Annotated in this window: 21 protein-coding genes; 9 read left to right on the top strand and 12 right to left on the bottom strand. The window is 50.0% G+C overall.

From position 1 onward, the window contains the following. Window positions 1–8 precede the first annotated feature (8 nt). Entirely contained in the window at window positions 9–305 is a 297-nt protein-coding gene (locus V7723_RS12415; RefSeq protein ID WP_335684793.1) for a DUF1330 domain-containing protein, read from the top strand. A gap of 3 nt (window positions 306–308) precedes the next feature. Here V7723_RS12415 and V7723_RS12420 read toward each other — a convergent pair whose 3' ends face one another. Further along, window positions 309–1,364 carry an enoyl-CoA hydratase/isomerase family protein gene (locus V7723_RS12420; RefSeq protein WP_335684794.1) on the bottom strand — a complete coding sequence of 352 codons (1,056 nt, stop codon included), beginning with the start codon at window positions 1,362–1,364 and terminating at the stop codon, window positions 309–311. Window positions 1,365–1,366: 2 nt separating this feature from the next. Further along, window positions 1,367–2,518 carry an acyl-CoA dehydrogenase family protein gene (locus tag V7723_RS12425; protein WP_335684795.1) on the bottom strand — a complete coding sequence of 384 codons (1,152 nt, stop codon included), beginning with the start codon at window positions 2,516–2,518 and terminating at the stop codon, window positions 1,367–1,369. A 166-nt stretch (window positions 2,519–2,684) separates the two neighbouring features. On the opposite strand from V7723_RS12425, the gene hemB reads away from it, so the two are divergent. Further along, on the top strand, window positions 2,685–3,686 hold the full coding sequence (gene hemB / locus V7723_RS12430) for a porphobilinogen synthase (RefSeq protein WP_335684796.1): 1,002 nt from the start codon (window positions 2,685–2,687) through the stop codon (window positions 3,684–3,686). 6 nt (window positions 3,687–3,692) lie between these two features. Here hemB and V7723_RS12435 read toward each other — a convergent pair whose 3' ends face one another. Together V7723_RS12435 and V7723_RS12440 are read right to left on the bottom strand one after the other, a co-directional pair. Then, window positions 3,693–4,439 (bottom strand): SDR family oxidoreductase, encoded by a 747-nt coding sequence (locus tag V7723_RS12435; RefSeq protein WP_335684797.1) that lies wholly within the window; start codon window positions 4,437–4,439, stop codon window positions 3,693–3,695. Next, the gene (locus V7723_RS12440) at window positions 4,440–5,591 is read right to left on the bottom strand and encodes a trans-sulfuration enzyme family protein (RefSeq protein WP_335684798.1); all 1,152 of its coding nucleotides are present in this window, start codon (window positions 5,589–5,591) and stop codon (window positions 4,440–4,442) included. 84 nt (window positions 5,592–5,675) lie between these two features. Between V7723_RS12440 and V7723_RS12445 the strand changes: the two genes are divergently transcribed. Next, window positions 5,676–6,125, top strand: a complete 450-nt coding sequence (locus V7723_RS12445) for a CAP domain-containing protein (protein ID WP_335684799.1) — start codon at window positions 5,676–5,678, stop codon at window positions 6,123–6,125. 13 nt (window positions 6,126–6,138) lie between these two features. On the opposite strand, the gene V7723_RS12450 is transcribed toward V7723_RS12445, so the two are convergent. Both V7723_RS12450 and V7723_RS12455 read right to left on the bottom strand, forming a co-directional pair. Then, window positions 6,139–7,017 (bottom strand): NAD(P)-dependent oxidoreductase, encoded by an 879-nt coding sequence (locus V7723_RS12450; RefSeq protein ID WP_335684800.1) that lies wholly within the window; start codon window positions 7,015–7,017, stop codon window positions 6,139–6,141. A 69-nt stretch (window positions 7,018–7,086) separates the two neighbouring features. After that, window positions 7,087–7,560: a flavin reductase family protein gene (locus V7723_RS12455; protein ID WP_335684801.1), complete on the bottom strand. Its 474-nt coding sequence runs from the start codon at window positions 7,558–7,560 to the stop codon at window positions 7,087–7,089. 260 nt (window positions 7,561–7,820) lie between these two features. On the opposite strand from V7723_RS12455, the gene motA reads away from it, so the two are divergent. Together motA and V7723_RS12465 are read left to right on the top strand one after the other, a co-directional pair. Further along, entirely contained in the window at window positions 7,821–8,678 is an 858-nt protein-coding gene (gene motA / locus V7723_RS12460) for a flagellar motor stator protein MotA (RefSeq protein ID WP_335684802.1), read from the top strand. A gap of 31 nt (window positions 8,679–8,709) precedes the next feature. Next, complete coding sequence (locus V7723_RS12465) at window positions 8,710–9,600, top strand: flagellar motor protein MotB (RefSeq protein ID WP_335684803.1); 891 nt, start codon at window positions 8,710–8,712, stop codon at window positions 9,598–9,600. Window position 9,601: 1 nt separating this feature from the next. Here V7723_RS12465 and V7723_RS12470 read toward each other — a convergent pair whose 3' ends face one another. Next, the gene (locus tag V7723_RS12470; protein ID WP_335684804.1) at window positions 9,602–10,369 is read right to left on the bottom strand and encodes a class I SAM-dependent methyltransferase; all 768 of its coding nucleotides are present in this window, start codon (window positions 10,367–10,369) and stop codon (window positions 9,602–9,604) included. 8 nt (window positions 10,370–10,377) lie between these two features. Then, window positions 10,378–11,577 carry an MFS transporter gene (locus tag V7723_RS12475; protein WP_335684805.1) on the bottom strand — a complete coding sequence of 400 codons (1,200 nt, stop codon included), beginning with the start codon at window positions 11,575–11,577 and terminating at the stop codon, window positions 10,378–10,380. A 139-nt stretch (window positions 11,578–11,716) separates the two neighbouring features. Between V7723_RS12475 and V7723_RS12480 the strand changes: the two genes are divergently transcribed. Beyond that, window positions 11,717–12,241 (top strand): RDD family protein, encoded by a 525-nt coding sequence (locus V7723_RS12480; protein WP_335684806.1) that lies wholly within the window; start codon window positions 11,717–11,719, stop codon window positions 12,239–12,241. Here V7723_RS12480 and V7723_RS12485 read toward each other — a convergent pair. Further along, a complete protein-coding gene (locus V7723_RS12485; RefSeq protein ID WP_335684807.1) occupies window positions 12,233–13,570 on the bottom strand; it encodes an NAD(P)/FAD-dependent oxidoreductase in 1,338 nt (445 codons plus the stop codon). The genes V7723_RS12480 and V7723_RS12485 overlap by 9 nt on opposite strands. A 79-nt stretch (window positions 13,571–13,649) precedes the next feature. Between V7723_RS12485 and V7723_RS12490 the strand changes: the two genes are divergently transcribed. Together V7723_RS12490 and V7723_RS12495 are read left to right on the top strand one after the other, a co-directional pair. Continuing rightward, window positions 13,650–15,506 (top strand): SLC13 family permease, encoded by a 1,857-nt coding sequence (locus V7723_RS12490; RefSeq protein ID WP_335684808.1) that lies wholly within the window; start codon window positions 13,650–13,652, stop codon window positions 15,504–15,506. Window positions 15,507–15,597: 91 nt separating this feature from the next. After that, complete coding sequence (locus V7723_RS12495; protein WP_335684809.1) at window positions 15,598–16,326, top strand: arginyltransferase; 729 nt, start codon at window positions 15,598–15,600, stop codon at window positions 16,324–16,326. Window positions 16,327–16,431: 105 nt separating this feature from the next. On the opposite strand, the gene V7723_RS12500 is transcribed toward V7723_RS12495, so the two are convergent. The 3 genes from V7723_RS12500 to V7723_RS12510 form a co-directional block, all read right to left on the bottom strand. Further along, entirely contained in the window at window positions 16,432–19,089 is a 2,658-nt protein-coding gene (locus V7723_RS12500) for a TRAP transporter large permease subunit (RefSeq protein WP_335684810.1), read from the bottom strand. A 9-nt stretch (window positions 19,090–19,098) separates the two neighbouring features. After that, window positions 19,099–20,097 carry a TRAP transporter small permease subunit gene (locus V7723_RS12505; protein ID WP_335684811.1) on the bottom strand — a complete coding sequence of 333 codons (999 nt, stop codon included), beginning with the start codon at window positions 20,095–20,097 and terminating at the stop codon, window positions 19,099–19,101. 63 nt (window positions 20,098–20,160) lie between these two features. After that, a complete protein-coding gene (locus tag V7723_RS12510; RefSeq protein WP_335684812.1) occupies window positions 20,161–21,258 on the bottom strand; it encodes a TRAP transporter substrate-binding protein in 1,098 nt (365 codons plus the stop codon). A gap of 558 nt (window positions 21,259–21,816) precedes the next feature. Here V7723_RS12510 and V7723_RS12515 point away from each other — a divergent pair. Next, window positions 21,817–22,359, top strand: coding sequence for a TRAP transporter small permease subunit (locus V7723_RS12515; RefSeq protein ID WP_335684813.1), 543 nt, complete (start codon window positions 21,817–21,819; stop codon window positions 22,357–22,359).

The raw sequence follows: 22,359 nt of genomic DNA on the forward strand, positions 1-22,359 counted from the left end.
GAAGAAATATGCCCGCTTATATCATCGCCCGGATTAATGTCACCGACCCGGAGCAATATGAAGTGTATAAATCCCTGGCCCCCGTCGCCATCAAAAAATATGGCGGGCAGTATCTAACTCGCGGCGGCGCCATGGAAACATTGGAAGGAGCAAAGGAAACTTCCCGTGTGGTGATCCTGCAGTTCCCGGATATGGACGCCGCCCGCGGGTTTTACAACAGCCCCGAATACAGCAAAGCCAAGGACGCCCGGAAAAATGCCGCCAATGGTACTTTTACCCTGCTTGAAGGTTATGATCCGGCGTAAAAATTAATATAAGTCGCCCTGCTCCAACGGGGCGAAATAAGCTTGCACATCGGCGTCGCTGATCTCTTCCAGGGTCGGCGGCAGCCATTTTGGCGCCCGGTCTTTATCGACCACGGCGGCGCGCGTGCCCTCATAGAAATCTACGCCCTGAATGATGCGATTGACCATGCGGAACTCCATGCGCATGCAGTCGTCAAACTCCATTGAAGCACCGCGGCGCAGTTCCTCGAACGAGACTTTCATGCTGGTCGGGGATTTGGTCAGCAGCATGTCGGCGGTCTTCAGGCACCAGTCGTCACCATCTTCCTGCAGGCTCTTGATAATTTCCGCGACCGAGAATTGACCGAAATGATGATCGATCTGTTTCAAGCGCTCGATGATCGGCGCATCCCCCGGATGATCAGAAAACTGCCCGATGATCACATCAATTTCATGGTGGATATTGTCTGTATAGTCGGCAGTAACCAGCGCCGCTTCCAGACTTTTAAGTTTTTCCGAATGCACGTAGGAATTGGAAATGCCGAGGAACACCGCGTCATCGGCTTTCAGCCGGGCGCCGGTCAGGCCCACATACATACCCGTCTCACCGGGGCAACGCGGCAGAAAATACGATCCGCCCACATCGGGGAACAATCCGATGCCCGATTCCGGCATAGCGAACAAGGTCCGCTCTGTCGCGACGCGGTGACTGCCATGTACCGACACCCCCACACCGCCGCCCATGACGATGCCGTCAATGAAGGAAATATAGGGCTTGCTGAAATGCTTGATGCGGGCATTGAGTAGATATTCATCGCGATAGAAATGATACGGATAATCGGCGCCTTTGCGGCCCTCTTCATACAGCTTGATGATATCACCGCCCGCACAAAAAGCGCGATCCCCCGCCCCTTCGACCAACACCAGCTTGATACGGGAATCTCCCTCCCATTCGGCCAGCTTGGAATCCAGCGCTAGGCACATTTCATGGGTCAGGGCGTTGAGAGCATAAGGCCGATTGAGGGTAACCATGCCCACAGATCCCTGCAGGCGGAAAATAATTTCGTCTTGTTCCGTCATGATCAGCCCTTGCCTTGTCCGTCTTTCAATTTGCGGGCGATGACCACCCGCATGATCTCATTGGTGCCTTCCAGGATCTGGTGAACCCGCGTATCGCGGACAAAGCGCTCCATGGGGAAATCCCGCAGGAAGCCATAGCCGCCATGCAGCTGCAGCGCGTCATTGCAGATATTAAAGCCGGCGTCGGTCGCATAACGTTTGGCCATGGCACAATACAAGGTCGCTTCCGGATCTTTGGCATCCAGCTTGGACGCCGCCTGCCGGATCATCAAGCGCGCCGCTTCCAGTTCCGTCGCCATATCGGCAAGCTTGAACTGGACCGCCTGAAACTCGCCGACCGGTTTTCCAAATTGTTTGCGGTCCGCCGTATAGCTTTGCGCGCTTTCAAGGCAAGTCCGCGCCGCGCCAATGGAACAAGCACCGATATTGAGCCGGCCGCCGTCCAGTCCCTGCATGGCAATCTTAAACCCCTCGCCCTCCGCGCCGACCAGATTCTCAACCGGAACCCGACAGTCATCGAACAACACTTGTGCGGTCGGTTGGGAGTTCCAGCCCATTTTCCGCTCCTGCGAGCCGAAACTTATGCCCGGTGCATCGGCGGGCACGGCAAGGCAGCTGATCCCGCCCGGTCCGTCTTCCCCGGTCCGAACCATGGTCACATAGACATCGCTATGGCCGCCGCCGGAAATAAACGCCTTTGTGCCGTTGAGAATATAATGTTCGCCATCGCGCACGGCTTTGGTGCGCAACGCCGCCGCGTCAGACCCGGAACCCGGCTCTGTCAGGCAGTAACTGGCAATAAATTCCATGGTTGTCAGCTTGGGGACAAATTTTGCCCGGACGATGTTGGATCCGAACCGGTCAATCATCCAGCTCGCCATATTATGGATCGAGATAAAGGCCGCTGTTGATGTACAGCCAGCCGCCAGTTCTTCAAATATGATCGCCGAATCCAGCCGGCCCAGCGCGGAGCCGCCATACTCCTCGCCCACATAAATGCCACCAAAACCAAGTTCGGCCGCTTGCCGCATTTCAGCAACGGGGAAGATTTTATCTTCGTCCCATTTTTCGGCATTGGGTGCGAAAACATCAGTTGCGAAAGCCCGCGCCATATCGCGAAACGCGCTTTGATCCTCAGTTAGATTAAAATCCATATTTTCAAGCCTTGTATCAACCTTTACCCTTTGATACGTCGTCCGTGTAAGGATGTCAATAATATACCAAACGATCGTTAGGTTTAATTATTTGCAGGAGCGTGCGTCACGTTATAATATGCCTGCTAACGATCCGATCGATTAAAGACAACAGGAAACCCGCCTCATGAAAAACCCGACGCCAGCATTTCCGCGCACCCGTATGCGCCGTGTCCGGAAAACGGATTGGTCTCGACGGCTGGTGGCAGAAAACACGCTGACACCGTCAGATCTGATTTGGCCGGTGTTCGTGCATGAAGGTGAAAATCTAGCCATCGAGATACCGTCCATGCCCGGCGTAAAACGACTGAGTGTCGATTTGCTGGTAATTGCAGCGAAAGAAGCTTTTAACCTTGGCATCCCGGTGATTGCGCTGTTTCCCGCGGTGGAACAGAATCTGAAATCAGATGATGGTCGCGAAGCCTATAATTCTGACAATATCATTTGCAAGGCCATCCGTGCCCTGAAAGATGCCGTTCCCGAAATGGGTGTTCTCTGTGACGTGGCACTCGATCCTTTCACCATCCATGGTCAAGACGGTCTTGTTGAGGACGGCTACGTCGTCAATGATCCATCGGTCGAAGCCTTAATCCGACAGGCCTTGAACCAGGTTGAGGCCGGCTGCGATATCATTGCCCCGTCGGACATGATGGATGGCCGCATCGGCGCCATTCGCGACGCACTGGAAATCGAAGGGCATATCAATACTTCGATTATGTCCTATGCCGCGAAATATGCGTCGGGCTTTTACGGGCCCTTTCGCGATGCGGTCGGATCAACGGGTAATCTAGGCACCAGCGACAAGCGGACCTATCAGATGAATTCCGCCAATAGCGACGAAGCCTTGCGCGAAGTCGCCCTCGATATCAACGAGGGGGCGGATATGGTCATGGTCAAGCCGGGCATGCCGTATCTGGACATCTGTCGTCGGGTCAAAGACGAGTTTGGAATCCCCACCTTCGCCTATCAGGTTTCGGGAGAATATGCCATGCTCTGCGCGGCCGCCCAAAATGGCTGGCTGGAGCGCGACAAAGTCGTCATGGAAAGCCTACTTGGCTTCAAACGGGCAGGCTGTGACGGCATCCTGACTTATTTTGCCGTCGAAGCCGCCTTGCATTTACAAGGCTGAAACCGGCTAGCGGCCTCCCGAAATATCCAATAATGCCCCGGTGGTGTAGGACGCCTCATCGGACATCAACCAAAGGACCGCACTGGAGATTTCCTCCGGTTCCCCGGCTCGTTTCATGGGTATCATACCCTTTACCCGATCGATACGGCCGGGTTGGCCTCCGCTGGCATGAATATCCGTGCGAATGACGCCGGGACGCACTGCATTGACGCGAATGCCTTCTTCCGCCAACTCTTTGGACAAACCCAGGGTCATGGCATCAATACCGCCTTTTGACGCGGCATAATCCACATATTCACCGGGACCGCCCAATCGCGCTGCCACAGAAGAAATATTAACAATCGACCCGCCTTCCCCACCGTGCAGCATCGACATACGCTTGATCGCCTCGCGCGCACAGAGGAAGGGACCAGTCAAATTGATAGCAAACATGCGGGTCAGCCTTTCGACAGTCATTTCATCCACACGTGCTTTCATGTCAACCACGCCAGCATTATTGACCAGCGCATGTAGAGGAGCCAGCTCGCGATCAACCATCGCAAACATCGTCTGAATATTCGATTCAATCGACATATCACCTTGAACTGCAATAGCGCGACTTCCAGCATCGGTGATCTGCTGAACAACATCCAGCGCCGCTTCCTTGTTGCCAAGGTAATTTACACAGACGTCATACCCTTTTTCCGCCGCTCCCAAAGAAATCGCAGCGCCGATACCCCGACTACCCCCTGTGACGATTACTGTTTTATGCATTTAATTTCCTCCAAGCGCCTGTTCCATATCCTCGAAAAGATCATTTACGTTTTCGATGCCAATGGAAAGGCGAAGCAAATCCGGCGGGCAAGGTGTGCCCTCTCCTTCAATGCTGGCCCGATGTTCCACAAGGCTTTCGACACCCCCTAACGAGGTCGCCCGTTTAAACAGATCCAGTTTAGCTGCCGTCGCCATTGCAGCCCCCTCACCGCCTTTAATTCGCACGCTCAACATCCCGCCAAATCCGCCGGTCATCTGGCGCGCCGCAATTTCATGATCCCGATGAGAAGGTAACCCCGGATAGAGGACTTCTTCAATATCTTGATGACCATGAAAATGTTGCGCCAACGCCATGGCATTTTCCGAGGCCCGCTGCACCCTCAGCGACACCGTTCGCATACCGCGCAGTAGCAACCAGGCTTCAAACGGTCCCAGGACCGCACCACCGGCATTGCGATTAACCTTCACCTTTTCCCAGAAATCATCGTCCTTCTTAGTGACGAGGGCGCCAGCGAGTACATCGGAATGCCCGTTAAGATACTTCGTTGCGGAATGCATAACAATATCTGCGCCCCATGATAAAGGCTGGGTGAGCAGTGGCGTCGCTACTGTGTTATCGACCGCAAGACATGCGCCGGCAGCCGACGCAACCTCAGCCCAGGCGGCAATATCGTCGATAACCCAAGTAGGATTGGCAGGCGTTTCAAGCCACAGGAGTTTGGTTTTCCCTGGAACAACCGCGGCTTTCAGTGCCGCCACATCTCCATTTGGCACAAAGGAAATTTCGATCCCCCAGCTGACACCAACGGTCACCAGCCATTTACGCAACGACCAATACATGACCTGCGGCGCAACCATATGATCTCCCGGACGGAGTGATTGAATAACGGCGAGTGCGGCCGACATACCGGATGAGAATAGAAGCGCATCTGCTCCCCGTTCCAATTCACACAGGATTTTCTCCGGCTGGTCATAATTTGGATTATGGTCGCGGCTGTATACTCGGCCAGACGGGTACTCTCCATCTGGCTCGCGCTCATAGGTCGTGCTCGGGAAAATACCGGGAATAAGCCCCTTATGGGTCTCTTCTAGCCATCCTAGCGCTTGCGCCGTCACTGTGTCCGGATTTAATTGTTTTTTATTGTCTGTCACAAAAAACCTCACTTCGTTACAACACTTTAAAGACGTATTAAATTATATATATACTCTATATACGAATATTTAGGGGGCAAATAGATGACGTTGATCAGTAAAATTATTGATGACTTGAACACCGAGCGCCTAAACACGGGGTTATTGTCGTTGAGGCCCGATAAACGCTTGATGGAAACTGCCCAGCAGCATGCGGAATTCATGGCGAAGAAGCAAGTCCTATCCCATTCCGGCGCCAAATTACTAACGCTCCAACCAGGCACCCCAAATTCAGCACAAGCCTCAGATTTCGCAGATAGAATCAGAGCAACTGGGTATCTTTTTTCCGTTGCCGCGGAAAATATAGCGCTCGGTGCAGTCGATGCGGAAGGGTTAGTCCGAATTTGGATGGACAGTCCGCCGCATCGTGACTATATACTAAACGATCAGATCACCGATCTGGGGATTGGATTCTCCGATCTAGAGAACCCAAACACCCATTTACTTCGCTATTGGTCCCTATCTCTCGCGGCGCCGATAAAAACGGTTCCGTAGAAAAAACACCAAGCTATTTCCGCAATGCCCGCAACCGACGGATTAAGCTGGAAGTATCCCAGCGATTGCCGCCCATGTTCTGAACATCGGAATAATATTGATCGACCAATGCCGTGTTTGGCAGGCTGGCGCCGATCTGATCGCTCGTACTGAGGCAGATCCCCAGATCCTTGCGCATCCAATCAACGGCAAAGCCAAATTCAAATTCATCCGCAATCATGGTTTTATAGCGATTTTCCATTTGCCAGCTTTGCGCCGCCCCTTTGGAAATCACTTCAATGACTTTCTCCGCATCCAACCCGGCCTGTTGCGCAAAATGGATACCCTCAGACAATCCCTGAACCGCGCCGGCGATACATATTTGATTGACCATTTTAGTCAACTGGCCGGCGCCGACTTCGCCGAGTAACATGCAAGCTTGAGAATAGGCATCTATGGGTGTTTTCGCCCGGTCAAAATCGGCCGCCGCGCCGCCGCACATGACCGTCAGTACGCCATTTTCCGCCCCAGCCTGCCCGCCTGACACCGGTGCATCTACAAACCCCACGCCTTTCCCATTAGCGACAGCTGCCAGTTCTCGTGCCACCTCAGAGGAAGCCGTAGTGTGGTCGACAAATATTGATCCAGCCTCCATACCGGCTAGGGCACCGCTTTCACCGAGAACAACACTGCGCAAATCATCATCGTTGCCAACGCAAGCCATGACAAATTCGGCCCCGGCGGCGGCGATGGCCGGTGTCTCCGCAGCAGTTCCGCCGTACTCTGCAACCCATTGATCGGCTTTCGCTTTTGTCCGATTATAAACGGTGACATCATAGCCGGCTTTTTGCAAAAACCCTGCCATTGGGTATCCCATAACTCCCAGTCCTATAAAAGCTGCTTTCGTTCCCATTTTCCGTCTTCCCTGATTAAACTAGTTATGTAAATTGCATCCGCAAAAATCTGCCAGAACATCACTCCACTAAAAGGTGTGATACTGCCCTTTGTGAAATAGCAGCGCCTGATCCTCTTCTCCAACGACCACATTTGTCACTCGGCAGATGAAGACAGAATGATCGCCGGCATCATGAACCGCATAGGTTTCACATTCAAAAACAGACAGGCTATCTTCAAACATCGGACATCCGTTCTCTCCCAAATGATAGTCGATGCCTTCAAAACGGTTATCCCGTGCCATCGAAAATCGGTCAGATAATTGCCTCTGCGCCGGGGTCAGGATATTGACTGCAAATTTACCAGATGTCATAAATTCCTGGCAATGCCCGCCAACACGCGCCAGGCTGAACAGCACAAGCGGTGGATCGAGAGAAACCGAACTAAAGGAATTAATCGTAACGCCAAGCGGTTCGCCATTGGCGTTCTTAGCTGTAACAACCGTTATTCCAGTTGCAAAGCAGCCCAGCGCATTCCTAAATTCTTTTGCATCAAATGTCATATTACGCAACCAAGATTGCTTCTTACCAAAAACTCGCCCCACAATCATAAGGAAGCGGCGCGCACTTTCCCACAGATATTAGACAAAATCACCCCTTTTCTTCACGGCTGCCCGTCATTGAAAGGCGTAACAAATCTTATTTCGATGGCAGATTCCATTATTCGCTAAAAACTTCGTAAAATTACACACGCTTTATTAACCATTTTCCATAAAAATCGGAAACGCAATACGTGTGCGTAAAAGTAAAGGCTTTCTCGAGAATGTTTTGGATTATTGGCATAGTTGTTACATTTGGCTCTGTGGCCGGTGGGTATGCACCTCACGGCAGCTTCGCCGTGCTTTTTCAGCCGCTTGAATATCTTATTATTCTGGGAGCGGCTTTTGGAGCCTTTCTACAGGCAAACCCTAAATGGGTCATTGTAGGCGTCGCCAAATCCATGGGTAACCTCATCAAAGGATCCCCATATACCAAGCAATCCTATTCGGAATTGCTGACCTTGATGTATGCCATATTCAAGCTATCGAAGACAAAAGGCATGATCGCCTTGGAGCCTCATATCGAGAATCCCCACGATAGTGCGTTATTTCAGCATTTCCCAAGCTTTATCAAAAACCATCACGCGCAGGATTTCATGTGTGACTATCTGCGACTGATGACGATGGGTACGGAGAATCCTCATGAGCTTGAAGCGCTTATGGAACAGGACATTGAAACTCATCATAATGAAGGACATGCGATTTCAGGTTCGGTGACGTCGCTTGGTGAAGCACTTCCCGCCTTTGGTATTGTTGCCGCGGTTTTGGGCGTGATCGTCACCATGGGCTCCATTGCTGAACCCCCTGAAGTTCTGGGTGGTTTGATCGCGGCTGCTTTGGTGGGTACATTTTTTGGTATTTTCGTGGCCTATGGCGTGTTTTCCCCCATGGGAAAGAACCTGGAACAATTTACCGATGCAGATTCAAAATATTATGAATGTATGAAGCAAGGCCTGCTTGCGCATCTACAAGGTTATGCGCCAGCCGTATCGGTCGAGTTCGCCCGCAAAACCCTTTACAATCATGAACGGCCAACTTTCCTAGAGGTCGAGCAGGCTTGCGATGAAGCGCCAACAATATAACTTAATTTTGCCGAAACTCAGGTTCTAATCCATGGCCGATGACGTCGTCCCCATAATCGTTAAAAAAGTCAAGAAAGGTGGCCATGCCGCCCATGGAGGTGCCTGGAAAGTCGCCTACGCCGACTTTGTGACGGCGATGATGGCGTTTTTTCTGTTGCTTTGGTTGTTGAATGTCACGACGACAGAGCAAAAAGAAGGCCTTTCCGATTATTTTGCCCCAACGACCTCCAGCCTCAGTCAATCCGGTGCCGGCGGTATGCTTGGTGGCCGGAGCATGCAAGTGGATGGGGCTCGCTTGTCGGATACGGGGGCACCATCTGTGGTTTCCAGTATAAAACCGCCTGAACAGGGAAAGAAGGACGATGGAGAAGCCGCTAAAACCCGCGAAATGGAAGAAGCAGAATTGCTGGCAAAGCTGGCCAAGATTGAAGAGGCAAGCTTCGAAGACGCGAAGAATGAAATTCGACAAGCCATTGCAAAGGACAGCGAGCTTTCCGGTTTGGAAGACAATATCATCATTGATATGACACCAGAAGGTTTGCGCATTCAAATTGTTGATCAATTTAATGAAAGCATGTTTGAAAGTGGCAGTGCGAAGATTACCGGTCGTGTCCGCAACCTGGTTTCAATGATTGCAAAATCTATTGAGAATTTACCGAACCGGCTGTCCATAAGTGGCCATACAGACAGTTCTTCGTATAATGGTAGCGACTACGGAAACTGGGAACTTTCTTCTGATCGCGCAAATGCCAGTCGGCGAGCTCTACTAGACGCCGGGCTATCACCGACCCGCATTGACAAAGTGGCCGGGCGTGCGGATATCGACCCACTGATTGCGGATGATCCCTCCAATCCAGGCAACCGACGTATCAGCATTGTCTTGCTTCGGGAAACACCAGTACTTCCGACAAATTTGAAATAATCTAGATTTTCCAGATTAAGAGTTCAGTCTTTCGCCCGTCTTTCACGGTCACGATCTTGTTCGGGGTATGGTCTGGCACCTCAAAGCTATTGCTGATAAACAAACTTCCCGGTTTAAGCTCTGCTTGGGCTTTGGCAAAGAGCCGTGCCATGGGGACAGGGGATAGGAAACAATAAACTATGTCAAATTCCGACAGGTCCTCTTTCCAGATATCGCGATATCTGAATTTTAGATTATGGTTGCCACTGAATTTTCCCAGGCACCAGGATAAGGCAAACGGTAAAGGCGCCGATTCCACGCCATAGAATTGGTTCTCAGCTGACTGACTTGCCAAATATCGTAGCGTGCCGCCAAGGCCGCTCCCAAGATCGACAAACTTCACAGTTTTCTTTTTAGGAATTAGCTTCAGTAAAGCGGCAGAAGTATCTGTATTCGTAAGGTAAAGCGGAACTCTATTTGTGGCAACATTCCAAAAAACAAGCACGAGTAAAATCAATATTGTTGGATAAATCCACATTGGCAAACCTGATGCCAATGCAAGGATTACCATAGGCGGCGCCACTAATTGGCCAATCACCCATCCCCAACCAAATTTGAAAGTTTTAGTAATTACGGCAGAAGCTACTCCCTGCCCACACATCTGCCAGAATACAGGTATGGCAAATCCGACTATCGCGTTCGCACTCGGCAATACCAAAGACAAACCGGCAAAGACGATCGCCTGAATAACCAGGATGGCAAAGATGGGCGGCCATTTTGTTACTGTCATAATCTTGCTTATCGTACGGCTTGCGCCTGCCCGACGGGAGCATCTTCCTTAATCGGCCAATGCAGAAGGCCTGAGATCAATCCCAAGGCAACACTCACCCACCAGATCACATCATAGGATCCATACATGTCATAGGCGACGCCACCCAACCAGGCGCCGAGAAAAGCTCCCATTTGATGGCCGAAGAATATGAAACCAAACAAAGTTGTCATATATTTTGCCCCGTACAAGCTGGCAACCAATCCGGACGTTAAGGGAACTGTCGACAACCATAACAAACCGAGAATGCTTGAAAACACAATCACAGTCACGGGTGTCATAGGTACAATTATAAAGCAGACGAACAGCGCCGCCCGCGCAAAGTAAAGGTAACTCAGCAGGTATTTTTTCGTATATTTACCGCCCAGGTAACCGGCCGCCAATGAACCGACCACATTAAACAGTCCGACAATAGACAGCGCCGTTGCACCGTAGCTTGCCGCCATTCCCTGATCGACAAGATAGGACGGGAGATGGACGGCTAGAAAGGTCACATGAAATCCGCAAACAAAAAACCCTGCAAAAAGGAACCAATAGCTTTTGCTGCCGGCCGCTTCCCGGATTGCTGCGGAAATACTGCTTGCTCCTGAGGCCCCGCTATCTTCCGCTTTTCCTCTGACGCCCATGGATGCAGGAATAACAATAAATGTGCAGAGGGCGATCAGCATCAACGCCGTTGACCAGCCATAACTGGTCAGAAAAGCCTGGCCCAGTGGCAGCATCAGAAATTGCCCTAAACTACCTGCGGCTCCGACAATTCCGAGTGCCATAGAGCGCTTCTCTTCGGATACGGCGCGCCCTACCGAGCCCATGACAACACCAAACCCTGTGCCCGCCAGCCCCAATCCAACCATTAACCCGGCGGAAAGATGTAATTCCGATTGCGACGACGTCTGCGACATCAAGAAAATACCGCCCGAATACACAAGACCAGAAACTAACAAGGTCTTACCTGACCCATATTTATCAGCGATCATCCCGGCGAAAGGTTGGGATAGCCCCCATACGAGATTTTGAATAGCGAGTGCCAGGCCAAAAACTTCCCGCCCCCAGCCCATATCCGTCGATACCGGTTCCAAAAATAGTCCGAAAATGGCTCTGGAACCCATGGCAACGAGACTTATCAGGCCACCCGCAATGATAAGAATAAGAAATGATCTGGACTGCATTTACCCGGCTCCGGCACATGTTTCTTGTTGTTTTGTATTGTCTAATTCAGTATTGGATGATTGAATTTGTCTCATCAAGTACCATTTATTGCTAGAATGCGGTACCAATTGTTTGTGCAACAAAAGGATTTATAGCGACGTGAAAGAGTCAAACGGACCTCTTATTGAGCTAGGTTCTCTGGAGAATACAGAGGATACTAACAACGCAAGACAAACATCTTATGCTAAATCTTTCAATCTGGATGATTACGAAAGCATTCGCCTTCGGCGCATTTTCGCCTATTTTATTGACGTCGTTTGTATTGCCATCGTTACCATAATAGCAATTTTTGTCTCAACCATTCTCGGCATCATTAGTTTTGGAATTTTAACGCCGCTTCTTGTGATCGTTTTGGCTCTTGTTCCCCTCGCCTATCATACTTTTCTTGTGGGAAGCGATTGGAATGCGACCATCGGCATGCGGTTTATGAATATCCGAATGGAACTCGACAATGGTGGCAATCCCGATTACATGGTCGCTTTCCTGCAAGCAGCCCTGTTTTATTTCTCCGTCGCGGTGACGTCATCCCTGATTTTGTTGGTGTCGTTGTTTAATCCACGCGGTCGCTGTCTGCACGATTATGTCACCAGTACCGTAATTCGCCGTATTCCCTTGTCAACCTAGCGCATCCCGCAGCTGATAATATTTCATCGCGAGAGACAACAGGGGAACCCGCAGAGCCGTACCGCCCGGGAACGGCTTATGCGGGATACGGCTAAACACATCCAACCGCTCCATCTCACCGCCAATAGCTTCCGCTAGTATCCGGCCAGCAATAGCCGACAAGGGAAGTCCCTGCCCGGAAAAACCATGGGCGTAGTAAATGTTTCGCCCTATGCGGCCGATATCCGGTAAACGGTGGCGTGTGACCGCAACTTTACCGCCCCAGGCAAACTCGATATTTACATCAGCAATCTGGGGAAATGTTCGTAGCATATGGTGTCGGAGTATTTTTTTCGGATCCGCACGATGCCGTCCGACATAATCACGTCCGCCATACAGCAATCGATGATCTGCAGACATGCGGAAATAGTCGAGATTGAAATTAGTATCAGAAACACAGGCTTCCGTTTGCAAGACAGTCTTTGCGCGGTCCGAGGGCAATCTCTCCGTCGCAATGATATAACTGCTCACCGGAATAATTCTGGCGTCCAGCCCGGCGTTCAAACCCTTCACATATGCATTGCCGGCGAGAATGATCGAAGAGGCTGTGATTTTTCCAGCAGTGCATTGCAACACAGGTTTCACTCCTGTCTTGAGGTCCAACGCAGTGGTCCGTTCAAAAATCTGCACGCCTGCTGCTGCAGCGGCTTGCGCCAGTCCCAATACATAATTGAGCGGATGTAAGTGGCCGCCTTGATGATCTAGCAGGCCCGCTTTGTATCTTGAGGTTCCGATATAGTTTGAAAGATCGGCCTCATCGATCCAGTCATATCCTTGAAAATCGAAGTTGTCCTGACAAAATAGCATCTCCCGTTTCAACCAACTCCGATGACTATTTTTCGTGGCGGCATAAAGCTCGCCTTCTTTGAGATCGCATTTGATTTCATGATCTGCGATCCGGGTTTTCAAAATTTGTGTCGCTTCCACCGACATTTCCCATAGTTTTCTGGAATCATCCAGTCCGACCAGGTTGGCAGTTTCAATCATACCTGGCTGGTATCCCGTAGCGATCTGGCCCCCATTTCGACCTGAGGCACCCCAGCCGATCGACTTCGCCTCAACCAAGGCAACCGAAAATCCCCGTTCCGCAAGTTCAAGCGCGCTCAACAAGCCGGTATACCCACCGCCAACGACACAAATATCGACGCTAACATCTTGATCAAGAGGCGAAAATATCTGTGCGTTTTTCGCAGTACTCTGGTAATAATTGGTTTCCATTAAATGATATTTTTCACTGTTAACTTCATTGCCTTGCAACTCCGCGCTTGCAAGATTCTGTTCAATCCTCATGATATAGGTACAAAAGGACAACCACAGACAAAGGTTTTACCCTGAGACAGTATTACGGCAAGGAATTATTGAACACTCCATGGTAATTGTTGAATCAACCCTGCATATCTGGATCCTACTCGCTTTTATTGCCGTTGCTATTGTCGCCTTCGCCAGCGAACGCATCGAGCTTGAAATATCCTCCATCGGTGTCATTGCCGGCCTTCTACTGCTTTTTCATTTTTTTCCACTGGAAAATACTGCTGGAGACATTCTTCTCACCGCGGGTGATATCCTCGCGGGTATTGGGGACCCTGCACTCATTACCGTATTATCGTTGCTCGTAGTCGGACAGGGCATTGTGCGGACAGGGGCTCTGGATCAACCGATCCGGCGACTTGTAACCCTGCGCCGTCACCACCCGGTCCTAGCAATCGCCGTTGTTCTGACAACTGTTTTGGTTATCAGCGCGTTTATGAACAACACACCAGTGGTGGTCATCTTCATACCTTTGATGACAGCCCTCGCAGAACGCCTACATCGTTCCACCTCCACTTTGATGATTCCGTTAAGCTATGCATCGATCCTTGGCGGCATGACGACTCTGATTGGTTCCTCGACTAACCTTCTGGTCATGGCGGCGGCTGTTCAAGCCGGAATGCCGGAGTTGACCTTCTTCCAGTTCACATTCCCGGGCGCTATATTGGCATTTGTCGGCCTTCTATACGCTTTAATCATAATTCCGCGCATCCTCCCCAATCGGGCATCCATAACCGGCGAGGTCGTCGACATTTCCGGCAAACAGTTCATTGTTCAAATGGAAATTGCGGCTGACAGCCCGTTGGTTGGTGAAGAAGCGCTAATGGGTCAGTTCCCGAGTTTACGAAATATCACCGTCCGGTTCATTCAACGCGGCGAACATGTCCTGCTCCCGCCTTTCGACAATATTACCCTGCGACCATCTGATGCGGTGGTTTTCGCAGGCACACGCAAATCCCTTACAGAAGCATTTTCGGATAATCCGCAAATGCTTCAGGGTTTACTGACAACCGAGGAGACAGAAAATCCGTCGCCATCGGATCTGAAACCTGTTCAAGAGCAAACCTTGGCAGAAGCCGTTGTGGCGCCGGCATCGCGAATGATTGGCCGTGCGTTGTATCAAGTGAGTTTTCATTACCGGACGAAATGTGTGGTTGTTGGTATTCAGCGGCGCTCGCGGATGATCAGAACAAGCCGTATGACAGACATTCGGCTTGAAGCAGGCGATGTTCTGCTCATTCTCGGCGACCGCGCCGATATTATGCGGATCCGAAGTAATCCAGATGTCTTGCTGCTTGAGTGGTCCGCAAAGGAGCTCCCGGCAACTGCCCTCGCCTGGCGTGCGCGGATAATTTTCGGCCTCGTTGTTGTTTCTGCAGCTACGGGGCTTATGCCCATCGTCGTCTCCGCCGTCGTGGGCGCTGTCGCCATGGTTGTCTCGGGTTGCCTTAATATATATCAGGCAAGCCGATCTATTGATCGCAAAATACTGCTGTTGATTTGGGCGGCTCTAGGTCTTGGTGCAGCGATGCAAGCAACGGGCGGCGCCAGCTATATAGCCCATGGGGCATTATCTCTGCTGATGGGCGCCGGCCCGGCGGTCATCTTATCCATATTCTTTCTAATGGTCGCAATTTTCACCAATATACTAAGCAATAATGCGACGGCTGTATTATTTACCCCAGTAGGCATAAGTTTAGGGGTCGAGCTGGGTGTCGATCCAATGATATTCGTTTTTGCCGTAATTTTCGGTGCAAATTGTTCATTTGCCACGCCAATGGGCTATCAGACGAATCTGTTGGTTATGGGACCTGGGCACTATAAATTTATAGATTTTTTGAAGGCCGGAGGGCCATTGGTTATACTTCTGTGGATAGTATTCTCTATTTTCGCCCCTTTTTATTATGGATTGATGTGATTTATAGAAAATTCTGCAGCTGCCCTATTTGCTAATATGCGAAAGCGCGTTACCCTTATTTGAACTGATCAATAACAATGAAGGCATTTAAATGAAGCGCGTGGAGATCCCCTCCCGATTCTTCTTTTCGACACCACCTGCCCCCTGCCCGTATCTCGAAGATCGGCTGGAGAGGAAGGTTGTGACGTTGCTCGCCGGCGAAGATCCAGATCACCTTCACAACACCTTAAGCCATGCCGGCTTCAGAAGGAGTCAGGACCTAGCTTATCGTCCTGCTTGCGATGGCTGTGACGCCTGCATCCCGATCCGGGTCAATGCAAAAGAATTTCATTTGAAAAAATCCTTTCGCCGTGTTTGGCAAGCGAACCGTGATTTAAAGGTTGCCGAAATTCCGGCGGTCGCCACACAAGAACATTTCACTCTATTTCATAATTATCTCCGGTCACGTCATTCGGATGGCGGCATGGTGGATATGGATTTTGATGACTATCAGGCAATGATCGAAGACAGCCCCGTAAAATCCCAATTGGTTGAGTTTCGGAAAATGGATGGCAGTCTATATGCCGTCAGCTTGACAGATGTTATGGAAGACGGCCTATCTCTCGTTTATAGCTTCTTTGCCTCTGACGAAGACAAGCGCAGCCCGGGAACCTATCTGATCCTCTGGCACATCCTGCAAGCCCGGTATCGCCAGCTCCCCTTTGTTTATTTGGGATACTGGATCGAACAAAGTCAGAAAATGTCGTATAAACAACGGTTTATGCCGTCAGAAATTCTGACCCGCAATGGCTGGGAACCACTGTCCCCTTCCCTCAAGTAAAATGTTTAATTTATCTGACTGACGGTGTTCCAGAGCATTTTCTGGAATTTGCGAAACTGTGAGAAGCGCTCAGCTCCTCACAGTTCTTCAATGCAACAATATACCCTAGAAATTATGGGATATATCTTTGTGGCCTGAACGACAAGCAGCGACGTAAAGCGCTTGCTCTCTGGTCATTTTCGTTTGTAAGCGTACGCCAATGGTACCCAGCATTTGCTCTACATAAGTTTCAAATCCGCTCAACAAATTGGCCCCGGCCTTTTCTCGCCACGCGAGCTGGGTGTCGTATTTTCTAACGACTTTATCCATTTCTTTCATGGCTTTTTCCAACTTAGGCGTTTTTGCCTTGAGTGGTCGGCGGACTTTTGACAGCCCAGATCGAATTTCATCGGCGCCGGCGACATCTATGAACCGCTTCGTCAGCGATTCTACTGCCGCAACCATGTCTGCTGGTTCCTTCACAAGCAACTCTTCCTTCAGCTTCATCAGGTCGGCCTGCAAAGCGGCAAAGGCATCGTTACTCCGCAAGACGGTCATGAAATCTGTCACGGCCGAATAACCGCTATCAGATGCACGACGGAATTGCAGCCTTAATGTTGATTCGTTTTTCAACGCTTTTCTGAAATCCTTGTAAACGCCATCCCACTCAGCCGGAATTTTAGCGACAAGAGCATCTCGCGCCGACTTCAATTCCAGAATGATGTCTTCAAGTTTCTTCTTTTGATCAGCCTGATCTTCACCGCGCATGCGGCTAACCAAGGTATCATTCTCTTCGATTTTCGCTTCTATTTTACGAACATCATTCTCAATCGTTCTGACAACCCTTTGCAACGGAATAAACCCGTCTTTCTTCTGATCAACGATGCCTTCCGCTTCAAATGCCTGGTGCAGTAGTCCTGGCGCGTTTTCCGCAGCATCAAAGCTTTTCGACAAAGTAGAGGCAGTACGTTTCGGCAAGTAATCCAAATTTAGGCCACGAACTGCTGCCAGGGTGCTGGCAAATTCTGCTTCACTCGCGGTGAACTGATCCGCGATATATTTTTCGACGCAATATTCAAGCCGCGGGTTACGAGGGGGTGGTGCGGTCTCAGCTGTCAACGAGGTTCTGTTTGGTAGGTAATTGACCAATTGTGGATAAAAACCCACAACAACGAGGGCGATCAGCTGCAAGGTTATAAAGGCGACAACCCCCTTGTACATCTCAATCGTTTTAACAATTGGGGGTGCGACACCGCGAAGATAAAACAAGGCAAAACCGAAAGGCGGCGTCAGGAAGGATGTCTGGATATTCAATCCGATCATCACGCCAAGCCAGACCGCCGTAATATTCGCTGATGGATCGGCAAGCAAAATAGGCGCCACAATTGGCACCACAACAACGGCAATTTCAATGAAATCTAGGAAGAAGCCAAGAACAAAGATCACCGCCATAACGATGACAAATTTCGACCAGAACCCGCCGGGCATGCTGTTCAGGAAATCACGAACAAGGTCTTCTCCGCCAAATGCCCGGAAAGCCGCCGTTAACATGGCCGCACCCAACAGGATGATAAAAACCAACGACGTGGTTTTCGCAGTTTCAATCATCACTTCCTGGAGTGTATTGTCAATTTTGAAGGCTCGCCAGCTGCTCCAGATAATAGAAATTATCAATCCGCCCGTTGCGATCAGTCCCAGGGTAACGCCAATGGCACTGCGGGTGTCATTTATGGATTTGATGTTTGTTTCAAAGAATGCCAGGACAACGAGGATTCCTGCGAGAGACAATAGCCCGAGAATTACCGGGGCATACGCCCCTCTTTCTCCTTCTTTCAAGCGATAACCCGCCATCAAGATGGCACCAACTGCCCCAATAGATCCGGCCTGGTTGACCGTCGCGACACCGGCGATGATTGATCCCAGTACGAGGAAAATAAGTCCTAAAGGTGGGAAAAGAGCCAGAAACAGTTTGCCAAAGAACGCGCGGTCGAAGCTTCCGCCGTAACGTACCGCGGGCGCTGCCTTTGGACGGATAAATGCGTAGCCAAGAATAAAGATCATGTAGATGGCAACAAGCAGCAAACCCGGAATAAAGGCGCCGAGGAACATTTCACCGGCACTTGTCGAGACCACATCGAAGGACGACGGCATGGACAACTCACCGGTCGCAGCCTTATGCAGCGCTTTCCGCGCTGTCCCTGCCTGATCTGTTGCGCTCGCTAGCTGATCCGCAAGAATAATCAAGACAATGGACGGTGGTATTATCTGTCCAAGTGTTCCTGATGCAGCAATAGTACCAGTTGCCAGCGGTCTGGAATAATTATTACGTAGCATTGCGGGCAGCGAAATAAGCCCCATGGCGACAACTGTAGCACCGACGATCCCGGTTGTCGCCGCCAACAAAGCGCCCACGAATACAACAGAAATACCCAAACCACCCGGCACCGGACCGAACAATTGTGCCATTGTTACCAACAGATCTTCAGCAATTTTCGACCGCTGGAGCATAATGCCCATGAAAATAAAGAGTGGAATAGCGATGAGCGTGTCGCGCTCAACTTCCCAATAGACACCCCTTAAGTTGGTGACACCGGCGCTTAGCCATTGCCATGGCCCCCCTTGATGAAAATACGCATCGGGGTTGCTTTCAAACAAAAACCCGAAAAGCGCTGCCAGCGCAACAGTTACGATTGCCGAGCCCGGCAGGGCGAAAGCCACTGGATATCCCGAGCCCAAAGCAAGCGCCATCAATAGAATTAGAAGTGCGAGAAAAAAGAGTTCCATAGTCTTGCTCTAACCTGCCGTAACGGGGGGTTCATGATCCTCGTGACCCGGTTGTTCTTCATAATCAGCCACGGCTTCCATCAGATAACTGACAAATTGTATAAGCATTGTCACGGCGAAAACCGCAAGAAAACCGGCCATAAGATATTTAACATAAAGTCCGAAGCCCGATTGCGTGACTTCAAAATTCGAGAGTGGGCTGTAAATAATCGCCGCCTTATTACCCATTCCAACCAGCAAAATAGTCCAGCACATGGTAATGCCAAGGAACAGGGTTCCCACAGCGTTGACGAAGCCTTTTGTTTTCGTCTTGAAGCCGGCATAGAAGACGTCGACGCGCACATGTCCTTCTTCCACCAAAGTGTAGGCACTGGCAAACAGGAACAACGCTGCATACCAGAACCGGACCAAATCCCCCATAAACGCCTGTTCGTAAGAAAAGATAAAGCGTGTGATGACGATGGCAAGTTCGGCCATAACCACCAGAAGCGCCAGCCACTGAAACCCTAGAGTTTTGGTGCGTAAGGCAAGAATAATGCTTAGGACCATAAGCGGTATATGGACCATGGTACCGCGGAATTGCGGTCGTCCCAGATCAGACGTCAACTGATCGCCAACGACGGCGGAAAGAAGCCCTTCCACGCGGAGGAATGAAATTGCCATATCGGCAAGACCGACCAATAGCACGGCCCAAAAGGCGGCGCGCACAAGGAAAGTATTAAATTTGGTAATTGCTTTTGCTTCATCTCGAAGGTGACGCTCCGAGGTGCGCATGACATACACGATCGCGAAGACGAGGCCTGCAATATACAAGGATAATTGTATCCATGAATTTGCACCGCCAACATCTGATTTGAAGATCACGCCAACGCCCGGCCAGCCTAAAACAAATGTGAGATAATTATTAAAAAAGTACAGGGGAACTGCAACAAGCATGAACCACCCAAATATGCGGACTGATAATTGTAGTCCACGGCCAGATGCATATACATCTTCTGCCACTGTCATCTGCGTCTCCCAAAGAGGAAGGGGCGAGATTTTGATCCCGCCCCTATCTTCTAAATAACGATTTTAGCCTTCTATGCCAAGAACACGGTTGCGTTGGTTAGAGAATGCTATTTCGGCAATTCTCGTCCAGCCACCGATTTCCCGAAGGTTCTTCTGGAAAGCATCATTGATCTTCGCCGCAAGCGGGCTGTGATCACGAGTTTCTTCAAAAACTTCAAGAGCAGCTTCTGCAAAGCTATCATAGATATCGTCGTTAAACTCTTTCAGAATAACGCCATTTTCCGTGACCATTTTGTTCAAGTACGTCCCGTTAAGGGCCATGGCTTCTTCATACTGTGCAGCATGTTCTTCCATGCAAGCAGCTGTGATAACAGCTTGTTCCCATTTGGAAAGGCTTTCCCACCATGATTTATTCATGCCGAACGCCAATCCTCCGCCTGGCTCATGCATACCTGGGTAGTAGTAGTATTTCGCTGCTTCATAGAATTTCATGAAGTAATCGTTATACGGACCCACCCATTCCGTTGCGTCAATTGCACCGGAAACAAGGTTTTCATAAATCTGACCACCAGGAAGAGACACTGGAGACGCGCCCAGTTTCGCCATGACGTCGCCGCCAAGGCCTGGAATACGCATTTTCAGACCTTTAAGGTCTTCAGCAGAATTGACTTCTTTGTTGAACCAACCACCCATCTGGGTGCCGGTTGCGCCGCAAGCCAGAGCTTTCAAGCCATACTCACCGGACATTTCGTCCCAAAGAGCTTGGCCGCCGGCAAACTTAATCCAGGCATTCCACTCTGAAGTTGTCATGCCGAGAGGCACAGATGTGAAATAAGCAAAGCCAGGATGCTTGCCCTTCCAATAGTAATCAGCTGCGATATACGCTTGCGCGTTTCCAGAGGCTACTTCATCAAAAGAGTCGAATGCACCAACGCGTTCGCCTGCTGCAAAGTATTTTGTTGTCAGACGGCCTTCACTCAGTTCGGTAATCCGAGCTGCAAGACGCTGGGCACTGATGCCAAGTCCTGGAAAGTCCCGTGGCCATGTGGAGACAATTGTCATCTCCTTGCGTTCTTGGGCGATTGCTGGTGCAGCAAACGGTATTGCGGCAGCACCGGCACCTGCAATCGCAGCGCCCGTCAAAAACTTGCGTCGTTCCATAAGATATTTCTCCCATTTTAAAACAAAGGGCAAAACGGTTCGCCCTTTCAAAATCGTTTTCACAAAACAGAGTTATCGCGATAAATTTCAATACGAATCAATATAAGCGTCGTCTTTTCTGATTTTTTAACCAGTAAAATTTTCGAGAGGACTCCCTGTCGACCGCATTTTGCAGGAAGATGAATCAAATACAAGGCAAAATTTCACATTCGAAAATAATGATGTTAAATACTATTTTTTGCATATTACATTAAGAAAAATTTATAATGGATTGTAATATATACAGTGTTTTACGTTCGAAGCGGTATCTTTGATCGAAATACCGCCAGACGACGCGCATTTTTCCATCCCACGGAGGTAAAATGTCATAGCTGTTGACCTATCATTAGGGACTGTAAATGCACCCACAAGGCCACTGATTCCATTCACCTTTGTATCATTTACATGGATTGCGAATTTCGTCTGCAATGGCCAAGTTGCGAAATAAACCGGGGTCCCGTATAAAACTGGAACAAGGTCAATATACAGCGATGGCTCTTAAATCGAGGAAAACCAATATTGAATAATCTAGCGTCAATTGCACGGTCACTCGATACCTTCAGCAAATTTGTCGGCCGATATGTGTCCTGGCTCGCTCTATTCATGGTCCTGGCCGAATTTTCTATCGTCCTGGGTCGATACATCTTCGGCTTCGGATCCATCGCCTTCCAAGAAACAGTCATCTATAGTCATGGCCTTTTATTTATGCTGGGTGCCGCTTACACGCTGCAAAAAGGAGGCCATGTACGCGTCGATATCTTTTATGCGAAAGCCGGCCCAAAACAGCGGGCACTCATTGATATGCTGGGCAGCCTGTTTTTGCTTATCCCCGTCAGCATTATTATATTGTTGGCCAGTTGGACTTATATCTCCGGCTCCTGGCGCATCTTGGAAGGCTCCGTTGAAAGCTCAGGGTTGCCATATGTCTATTTGCTAAAATCAGTGATTGTGGTGTTTTGCGGAATGATGATCCTGCAGGGAATATCCACGATCCTGCATGCTATCCTTGTTTTGCGCGAAGAAGAAACTATGCCGTGCAATGAAATGCCGACGGAACTCTAG

Source organism: Sneathiella sp. (genome assembly GCF_036960985.1).
In the GTDB taxonomy this organism is placed as follows: Bacteria; Pseudomonadota; Alphaproteobacteria; order Sneathiellales; family Sneathiellaceae; genus Sneathiella.

Bases quoted from the DNA above. Each gene is read 5' to 3' on its own strand.
- V7723_RS12455 (WP_335684801.1), bottom strand. From the start codon at position 7,560: ATGACATTTGATGCAAAAGAATTTAGGAATGCGCTGGGCTGCTTTGCA.
- V7723_RS12510 (WP_335684812.1), bottom strand. From the start codon at position 21,258: ATGGAACGACGCAAGTTTTTGACGGGCGCTGCGATTGCAGGTGCCGGT.
- V7723_RS12475 (WP_335684805.1), bottom strand. From the start codon at position 11,577: ATGCAGTCCAGATCATTTCTTATTCTTATCATTGCGGGTGGCCTGATA.
- V7723_RS12415 (WP_335684793.1), top strand. From the start codon at position 9: ATGCCCGCTTATATCATCGCCCGGATTAATGTCACCGACCCGGAGCAA.
- V7723_RS12465 (WP_335684803.1), top strand. From the start codon at position 8,710: ATGGCCGATGACGTCGTCCCCATAATCGTTAAAAAAGTCAAGAAAGGT.
- V7723_RS12505 (WP_335684811.1), bottom strand. From the start codon at position 20,097: ATGACAGTGGCAGAAGATGTATATGCATCTGGCCGTGGACTACAATTA.
- V7723_RS12495 (WP_335684809.1), top strand. From the start codon at position 15,598: ATGAAGCGCGTGGAGATCCCCTCCCGATTCTTCTTTTCGACACCACCT.
- V7723_RS12450 (WP_335684800.1), bottom strand. From the start codon at position 7,017: ATGGGAACGAAAGCAGCTTTTATAGGACTGGGAGTTATGGGATACCCA.
- V7723_RS12445 (WP_335684799.1), top strand. From the start codon at position 5,676: ATGACGTTGATCAGTAAAATTATTGATGACTTGAACACCGAGCGCCTA.
- V7723_RS12420 (WP_335684794.1), bottom strand. From the start codon at position 1,364: ATGACGGAACAAGACGAAATTATTTTCCGCCTGCAGGGATCTGTGGGC.
- V7723_RS12470 (WP_335684804.1), bottom strand. From the start codon at position 10,369: ATGACAGTAACAAAATGGCCGCCCATCTTTGCCATCCTGGTTATTCAG.
- hemB (WP_335684796.1), top strand. From the start codon at position 2,685: ATGAAAAACCCGACGCCAGCATTTCCGCGCACCCGTATGCGCCGTGTC.
- V7723_RS12500 (WP_335684810.1), bottom strand. From the start codon at position 19,089: ATGGAACTCTTTTTTCTCGCACTTCTAATTCTATTGATGGCGCTTGCT.
- V7723_RS12435 (WP_335684797.1), bottom strand. From the start codon at position 4,439: ATGCATAAAACAGTAATCGTCACAGGGGGTAGTCGGGGTATCGGCGCT.
- V7723_RS12490 (WP_335684808.1), top strand. From the start codon at position 13,650: ATGGTAATTGTTGAATCAACCCTGCATATCTGGATCCTACTCGCTTTT.
- V7723_RS12425 (WP_335684795.1), bottom strand. From the start codon at position 2,518: ATGGATTTTAATCTAACTGAGGATCAAAGCGCGTTTCGCGATATGGCG.
- V7723_RS12485 (WP_335684807.1), bottom strand. From the start codon at position 13,570: ATGAGGATTGAACAGAATCTTGCAAGCGCGGAGTTGCAAGGCAATGAA.
- motA (WP_335684802.1), top strand. From the start codon at position 7,821: ATGTTTTGGATTATTGGCATAGTTGTTACATTTGGCTCTGTGGCCGGT.